General features: G+C 71.9%; 6 protein-coding genes and 1 pseudogene. All 7 read right to left on the reverse strand.

Annotation, left to right across the window (positions count from 1 at the left end):
* A partial coding sequence (gene sepH / locus HW445_RS12395) for a septation protein SepH (RefSeq protein ID WP_180221080.1) occupies positions 1-877 on the reverse strand: 877 nt, incomplete at its 3' end.
* Between the two features lie 482 nt (positions 878-1,359).
* Positions 1,360-2,565, reverse strand: coding sequence for a D-arabinono-1,4-lactone oxidase (locus tag HW445_RS12400; RefSeq protein ID WP_374939635.1), 1,206 nt, complete (start codon positions 2,563-2,565; stop codon positions 1,360-1,362).
* A 57-nt stretch (positions 2,566-2,622) separates the two neighbouring features.
* Positions 2,623-3,186 (reverse strand): annotated as a pseudogene (locus HW445_RS34400) (SDR family NAD(P)-dependent oxidoreductase); the annotation flags it as partial.
* A gap of 43 nt (positions 3,187-3,229) precedes the next feature.
* Positions 3,230-3,901, reverse strand: coding sequence for an HAD family phosphatase (locus HW445_RS12405; RefSeq protein ID WP_180221082.1), 672 nt, complete (start codon positions 3,899-3,901; stop codon positions 3,230-3,232).
* A 9-nt stretch (positions 3,902-3,910) separates the two neighbouring features.
* A complete protein-coding gene (locus HW445_RS12410) occupies positions 3,911-4,921 on the reverse strand; it encodes an AfsA-related hotdog domain-containing protein (RefSeq protein ID WP_180221083.1) in 1,011 nt (336 codons plus the stop codon).
* Positions 4,922-4,968: 47 nt separating this feature from the next.
* Positions 4,969-6,420 (reverse strand): MFS transporter, encoded by a 1,452-nt coding sequence (locus HW445_RS12415; RefSeq protein WP_180221084.1) that lies wholly within the window; start codon positions 6,418-6,420, stop codon positions 4,969-4,971.
* Positions 6,417-7,484, reverse strand: coding sequence for an SMP-30/gluconolactonase/LRE family protein (locus HW445_RS12420; protein ID WP_308798960.1), 1,068 nt, complete (start codon positions 7,482-7,484; stop codon positions 6,417-6,419). The genes HW445_RS12415 and HW445_RS12420 overlap by 4 nt, the downstream gene beginning before the upstream one ends.
* Positions 7,485-7,811 lie beyond the last annotated feature (327 nt).

Consider the following 7,811-nt stretch of genomic DNA (forward strand, 5'->3'; position numbering starts at 1 on the left):
CCCGCGGCATCAGCACATCCGCGTACGCCGCGCCCGCCCCCGCGGAGGCGGCCGGCGGCTCCTCGATGTCCGGCTCGGTGTCCGGGCTGTCCGGGCCCTCGCCGGGACGCTCCGGCACCACCAGGTCGCCCCGGAAGCTGGGCACCGCCTCCAGCAGGCTGGTGAGCGAGTCCCCGCTCTCCTCCACCGGATCCGACGGCGGGGCCTGGGCCGGCACCACCGCACGCTCCGGCCGGTCTCCCCGGTCCCGCGGAAGCCGCGCGATGCGCGGCACGAACGGATGCGCCGGCTCCGCCGGTCCCAGGTCGTCGGACTCGCCGATCAGCGAACGCGCCTCGTCGTCCACCGCGGCCACCAGACGGCGCGGCGGGTCGTAGGTCCAGCTCGCCGTGTGGGGCTCCCCGGCGACGCGGTAGACCAGCAGCACCTCCCAGGTGCCGTCGTCGCGGCGCCAGGAGTCCCACTGCACGGTGTCCTTGTCGGCGCCGCGCAGCAGCAGCCGCTCCGCGACCGCCTCGCCCAGCGGGGGACCGGTGTTCTCGCCCGGACGACGCACCGGGGTCTTGCGGGCACGCTCCGCCATGAAGGCGCGCTCGGCCAGCACGGGGCCCTCGAAACGCCGCACCCGGTCCACCGGGATGCCGGCCAGCTGGGCGACCTCCTCCGCGGTGGCACCCGCCCTTATACGGGCCTGGATGTCGCGGGGACGGAGGTGGCTCTCCACCTCGATCTCGATCTGTCCGAGACGGGGCCGGTCGCCGCGCACGGCGGCGCGCAGCCGTTCGTCGATCGGAAGCGTGTACTCCGTGCTGTCCGCAGCCTTGAGCACCAGCCGTGTGCCGTCATTGGAGACGGCCACGACACGCAGTTCGGGCATGGGGACCTCCCGGGTGGTGCCTGCCGACGTCACGTGCGTCGCTGCTTCCGCTAGTCGAGTGTGGCCTGCCCGGGTGCAGCCTGCCACAACCTTGCCGAGTTGCCCGGCGTGTCGGGCGCCGGGCCCAGGCACACCGCCATGGCACGGTTACCTGTTTGCAACGTCAAGTGACCCACATCGGTCACCCTGCGCAACAGCCTCCCTCCCCGGCGTTCCTGACGGATCGCGGGCGCCCAGGCGGGAGTCCGGACCCAGGGCTCTGAACACTACTCCATTTGGGCCACGTGCGTGGATTGGCGCGCCGGTCGAATCGGGGCGGGTCGCCCCAAGATCGTCACGGCCCGACGCTCCGAGGACCCAACGGCCCTTGAAACGTGGCGTACTTCACGCCCCGGCCCACGCCCCTGATCCCTGCCCCGTTCCCGGGGTTCCAATCTCCCGCACCGCCATCTCCTCCTTCGGCCGCCCGTCGTCACTCGGTGTCACTCGCCGAGGACCCGCCTCACGTAGTCGTTCCGGAAACGCCGTTCGGGATCCAGCCGGTTCCGCAGGTCCCGGAACTCACCGAAACGGGGGTAGACCCCCTCCAGGTACTCCGCGTCGCGGGTGTGGACCTTCCCCCAGTGCGGTCTGCCCCCGTAGGCGGTGAAGATGCGTTCCGCGGCGGTGAAGTACGCCTGGTACGGAGTTCCCTTGTACATGTGCACGGCTATGTAGGCGCTGTCCCGGCCGGACGCCGTGGACAGCGGTATGTCGTCGGCGGGCGCGGTGCGCACCTCCACCGGGAAGCTGACCCGCAGGTGCGACCGGTCCACCATGGACCGCAGTTCGCGCAGCGCCTCCACCACCGCCTCCCGCGGCAGGGCGTACTCCATCTCCACGAACCGGACCCGGCGCGGTGAGGTGAACACCTTGTAGGGGATGTCGGTGTAGGTGCGCGAGGAGAGCGCGCGGCTGGACACCCGGGCGATCGCGGGTATGGCGGCCGGGGCCACCCGCCCGAGCCGGTTGGCCACCTCGAAGACGCCGTTGGAGAGGAACTCGTCCTCGAACCAGGCGCCCGCCCGGCCCAGCGGCCGGGGAGGTCCGGCGCTGCGGTTGTTGCGCTTGGTGTTGCAGTTGCCGGTGTGGGGGAACCAGTAGAACTCGAAGTGCTCGTTGTCGGCCCAGAGTTCGTCGAAGGACGAGGTGACCCGGTCGAAACTCATCGGTTCCTCGCGGGCGGTCAGCAGGAAGACCGGCTCCACGGTGAACGTGAGCGAGGTGATGACGCCCAGCGCGCCCAGGCCTATCCGCGCGGCGGCGAACACCTCGGGGTTCTCCTGCGCGGAGCAGGCGAGCACCGAGCCGTCCGCGGTGACCAGTTCGAGGGCGGCGATCTGCGCGGCGAGCGAGCCGGACTCCCGGCCGGTGCCGTGGGTACCGGTGCCGACGGCGCCGGAGACCGTCTGCTCCATGATGTCGCCCATGTTGGTCAGCGACAGACCCTCGCCGGCCAGGGCGGCGTTGAGCTGCTTGAGCGGGGTTCCGGCGCCGACCGTGACGGTGCCGGCGGCCCGGTCGATCCGGTGGATGCCCGCCAGTCGTTCGGGCTGTATCAGGAGGCCGTCGGTGGCCGCGGCCGCGGTGAAGGAGTGGCCGGTGCCCACCGCCTTGACCCGCAGCCCGCGCTCGGCCGCGCGGCGCACGGCCGCGGCGACCTCCTCGGGGGTGCCGGTGCGGGCCAGCGCGGTCCGGGCCAGGGCGGCCTGGCGGCGGGCGTCGGTGACGTCCTGGACCATGTCGGTCTCGATCATTCCGGGCGCCACCACGTTGACGGTGATGTTGCGCCGGCCCACCTCGATGGCGAGCGACCGGGCGAAGCCGATCATCGCGGCCTTGGCCGAGGCGTAGTTGGTCTGGCCGGGGGCGCCCGACATGCTGTTGATGGACGACATGTAGATCAGCCGGCCCCAGCGTGCCTTGATCATCGCCGGGACGACCTCCCGGGTGACGGTGACGGCGGCCTGGAAGTTGGTCTCCATCACGTCCCGGAAGTCCTCCTCCGGCATGCCGATCAGGACCTGGTCGCGGGTGATGCCCGCGTTGGACACCAGGATCTCCACCGGCCCCTGCTGGATGGCCACCTCCTCGACGGCGGCCTTGACCTGCGCGGGGTCGGTCACGTCGCACCGGACTCCGAAGAGGCCGGACGGCGGCTCCCCGGTGCGGTACGTCACGGCGACCTTGTTGCCCTCGGCCGCCAGGGCCCGTGCGGTGGCGAGCCCGATGCCCCGGTTTCCGCCGGTGACGAGGACGGAGCGACTCATGTGCGCCTCCTTCTGCGGTGTCGATGGGGACCTTGCGGCGATGTCACGGACGGACGCCTGCCTCGGCGCGGTCCAGGAGGGAGGCGAGCTGTGCGCCCGCGCTGTCGGCGTCGGTGAACAGCACCGCCCGCCAGCCGGCCGCCTCGGCGCCGGCGCAGTTGTGCTCGAGGTCGTCCACCAGCACGCAGCGTTCCGCGGGGACGCCCGCCCGCCGGGCGGCGAGCTCGAACATGCCGGGGGACGGCTTGCGGTGGCCCACCTCGAAGGAGAGCAGGACGTCGTCGAAGAGCTCGGACGGGTCGATCATGCGCCGCCAGTGTTCGTCCCAGGCGGGCACCATGTTGGACAGCAGCCCGACGAACGCCCCGCCGTCCCGGGCCTTGCGCAGCTGCGCCGCCCAGGCGTGGTTGGTCTCCCGCCCGTCGAACCAGGCGTCCGCCATCGTGGTGAGGCGGAGCCGGACGCCGTGCTCGGCGTCCAGCACGTCACCGATCTCGCGGAGCCACTCCTCCTCGCTCACCAGCGGGGTGTCGATCGGCTCCATGATGTCGTCGGTCCCGTACCGGGCCGTGACCGTGGCCACGGCCCGCAGCAGGATCCTCTGGTCCACGCCGGTCGACGCGCAGAACGTCGCCATGGTGTGGCTCAGCGGAGGGGTGAGGACGCCGCCGAAGTCGGACCAGACGGCCCACCGGGTCGCTGTGCTCTCGGACATGTCAGTTCCTCACGATCCGTTGGGACGGGCGGCGTCGACGACGGTGACGGTGAGCTCCGCGATCTCCTGGTCGTCCTGCCGGAAGCGGACCCGCACGGCGTGCCGGCCGCCGTCCTCGCGGGTGCGGTGCGCCGTCGCCGTCAACGGCACGTCCAGTTCGGCGAAGCGGTGGAAGCTGCCCTCGTACCCGCTGGCGTAGCCGGGCGAGGCGGAACCGGTCGCGGCGCCCACGGCGAGCAGCGCCAGCTGGCGCGCCCCCTCGACCAGCGTCATGGCCGGCAGGTGGTCGTAGGCGTGGTCGAACAGCGCCGGGTTGTCCAGGCGCGGCGCGACCACCGCCGTGACGGTCTCCCCGTCGAACTCCGGTCCGGCGAGGACGACGTTCAGCGGGTTGGCGCGCCCCACCCGGGCCGGGTCGACCCGGGTGGGAGCGCCGGGCACCTCGGTGAGGTCCGTGCTCAGCGGTGCGGGCGTGCCCCGCTGGGAGTGGCGCAGGATCTCGTTCTCGTCGCCCTTCAGGAAGAGCACGTCCATGGTGTGGTCGCCGACGTGCACGTCCCCCATGTAGATCCGCTGCTCCAGCCGGCCCTTGCGGTACCGCCCGTTGTGCCGGGCGGTCTTTCCGTAGAAGTCGGTGTCGATGCGGGGCTCGCCCGCCTCGTCGCCGATCCGCAGCGCGTCCAGGTTCCGCAGCGAGAACCGGAAGCCGTGGACGATGGCCATGGTCCCGACCGGGACGCCGGCGTTGGTGTGGGACCCGGCGATCGCGGCCTGCCGGCCCGCCTCCAGCAGCAGCAGCGAGTCGTGCAGCCGGGGCTGCTCCTGGTGGTCGCTGTAGTAGAGGTGGGTCAGCGGCAGGTGGATCCCGGCGGTCACCGCCATCGGCCGCACGGTCCGCACGTCGGTCACGAAGACCTCGGAGATCGCCGACCGGTGCGCGAGGGACCGTTCGATGGTGCGCCCGTACTCGACGGCGGGGACCACGGACGCGGAGGCGTCCTCCAGTACCTGTGTGGACATCAGTTTCCCTCCGGACCAGTTGTCGAGGTGCTGTGACCGGGAGCCGGTCACACGGCCGGGACGGCCACCGGCTTCGGCTCGGCGACGCCTTCGTCGCCCTCGCCGGCCTGGGTCGAGCGGTGCCGGATGAACAGTCCGCTCACCGCGCCGAGCATCACCACGGCCACGCCGATCCACAGCGCGCCCTCGAGGCCGTCGGTGAACGCCGCCTCCGGGCCGCCGTCGTTGCCGGCGAAGCGGTGGCTGAAGACGGTGGTGAGGGCGGCGACACCGAGCGCGCCGCCGAACTCGCGGCTGGTGTTGTTGGCGCCGGAGGCCTTGTTGTGCTCGTTCTCCCGCACCGAGGCGATCACCGTGGCGGGGTTGCCGGCGAAGACCAGGCCCATGCCGATGCCCGCCAGGGCGAGCGCCGGGACCATGGCGCCGTAGCCGACGTCGGGGGTCAGGATGAAGGCGATCCAGCCCAGGCCGATGCCCTGGAGGGCGCAGCCCGCGGCCTGGAGCACCCCGCCGCCGATGCGGTCCACGAACTGGGTGGCGACGGGCACCACGATCATCGGGGCGATGGTCCACGGGAGGGTGCGCAGTCCGGCCTCGAAGGGCGAGTAGCCCATCGGGCCCTGCAGGAACTGGGTCAGGAAGAAGATCGACCCGAAGACTCCGAAGTACATCGTGATCGACACCACGTTGCTCAGCACGAACGCCGGCACGCGGTACATGTGCGTCGGGATCAGCGGGGCCTGGCTGGCGCGCTCGGAGACGACGAACGCCACCGCCAGCACCAGCGCCGCCGCGAGACCGACCAGGGTGCCGGTGCGGGTCCAGCCGTGGTCGGCGGCCGAGACGATGCCCCAGACGGCGGCGACGACCGAGCCGGTGACCAGCAGCATGCTGACGACGTTCAGCTCGCGCTCGTTGCCCCGGCTCTCCTTGACCGCCCACAGGGCGAGCGGCAGGGCGATCACGCCGACCGGCACGTTGATCCAGAAGATCCAGCTCCAGTCGATCTGCTCGGTCACCAGGCCGCCCGCGAGCGGCCCGAACGCGATGCCGAGGCCGTTGACCCCGCCCCACACGCCGACGGCCATGTTGCGCTGGGCCCGGGAGACGGCGGCGACGGCCAGGGTGAGCGAGACCGGCAGGATCGCCGCGGCGCCCGCGCCCTGCAGCACCCGCGCGGCGACCAGCGTGCCGACGGAGTCGGCCAGGGCGCAGGCCACGGAGGACGCGGTGAACAGGACGACGCCGCCGAGGAACACCCGGCGCCGGCCGAAGCGGTCGCCCAGGGCGGCGCCGGCCAGCAGCAGGCCGGCGAAGGCCAGCACGTAGCCGTTCATCACCCACTGGAGCGCGGACTGCTTGACCTCGAACTGCTCGCTGATCGCCGGCAGCGCGTTGGTGACGACGAGGTTGTCCAGCGAGACCATGAACATCGGCAGGGACGTCGCGATCAACGCCCACACCGAGGTGGATCCCTTGGTGGTGGTCGCGGTGGTCATCGGTTGCTCTCCTTGCTGGAGGTTGTGCCGGGGAGGCGGCGGAGGACGATCAGGTCGGAGGTGCGTCCGGCCAGGACCTCACCGACCTGACCGCTGAGCACGTAGTCGCCGTACGGCGTGAGCGCCACGGTCGTGGGGCCGCCGACCGGCCACGGCTGGATCTGGCTGCGGAGAGTGGCGCTGCGCCAGCCGTCCCGGGAGGAGAGGACCGAGACGCCGTCCACCCCGCCCGGCACGCCGACCGCCTCGCCGATGGAGTTGGTGACGACGACCACCGAGCCGTCCGGACGCAGCTGGAGGCCGTCCGTGCCGACCATCGGCCGCGGCAGCCGGACCTCGGTCACCCTGCGGCCCGACGGGGCGTCGGGCTTGATGCGGTACATGGTCCCGGTGTCGTAGCGCAGGGCGAGCAGGTAGCCGTCGGGGTGCCAGACGATGCCGTTCAGGCCGACGATGTCGGCGGCGAAGCGGGGGTCGCTCACCACGGTGCTGACCCGCCCGCGGCGGTCGATCCGCTGCAGCGTGTCCGACACGGAGTCCGTGACGTAGATGTTGCCCTTGTCGTCGAAGGTCAGGTCGTTGGCGAAGGTCCGCTCCCGTCCTCCGGAGAGGTCGACGCGGCGCTGGAGCTCGCCCGTGTCGAGGGCGAAGATGGCCACCCCGGACGTGGGCGGCTGGTCGCCGACCTCCAGGCGCTGGCGGATCCAGAAGTCGCTGTAGGCGACGATGATGCGGTTGCGGGCGGTGTCCACCCGCACCCCGAGCGTCGACACCATGCCGATGCTGGGCGCGAGTTCGGTGACGGTGCCGTCCAGCTCGATCACCGACAGGTCGCCGGAGAGGGCGGAGGTGGCGATGAAGGCACGGCGGGTGGGGTCCCAGGCGAAGCCTTCCGGGTACACGTCGGCCGCGTGGGTCTCGATCACGTCCGGGCCGAGGTGCTGCGCGGCGGCGGCACGGGACGGCTGCGCCGGGGCGGCGGCGGCCGGCAGCGCGACGGGTACGACGGCCGCGAGTACGGCCGCTGAGGCGACGGCGGTTCGTATCGACAGGGTGCGGGACACTGCTTTCCTTTCGTCGGGGAATGTGGTCGGGAATGCGGGGGGTGATTCGGGGTGATACCGAATTCACATAAGCCCGACCGACGGGTTCCACGGTCGTTGCATCGGCGGAACCTGAACGGCAACTCAGCGGCAGTGATGCCCCGTTGAGTGGCCCATCCGAATCTAGGCGGGTGGCCTGCGATTCACCAGGCCCCATTGGGCGTACCGGAATGCCTCCTTGGAGACATCACCGGGGCGCCGCGGCCCTCCGCGACGGCCGGAACCCCAGGTCGGCGGCGGACGGGCGACGGCGGAGGCGGCGGACGGAGGCGTCTCCCACGGGGAGCG

Origin of the sequence: Streptomyces sp. UH6, from assembly GCF_013421635.1 — a bacterium.
In the GTDB taxonomy this organism is placed as follows: domain Bacteria; phylum Actinomycetota; class Actinomycetes; order Streptomycetales; family Streptomycetaceae; genus Streptomyces; species Streptomyces abyssomicinicus.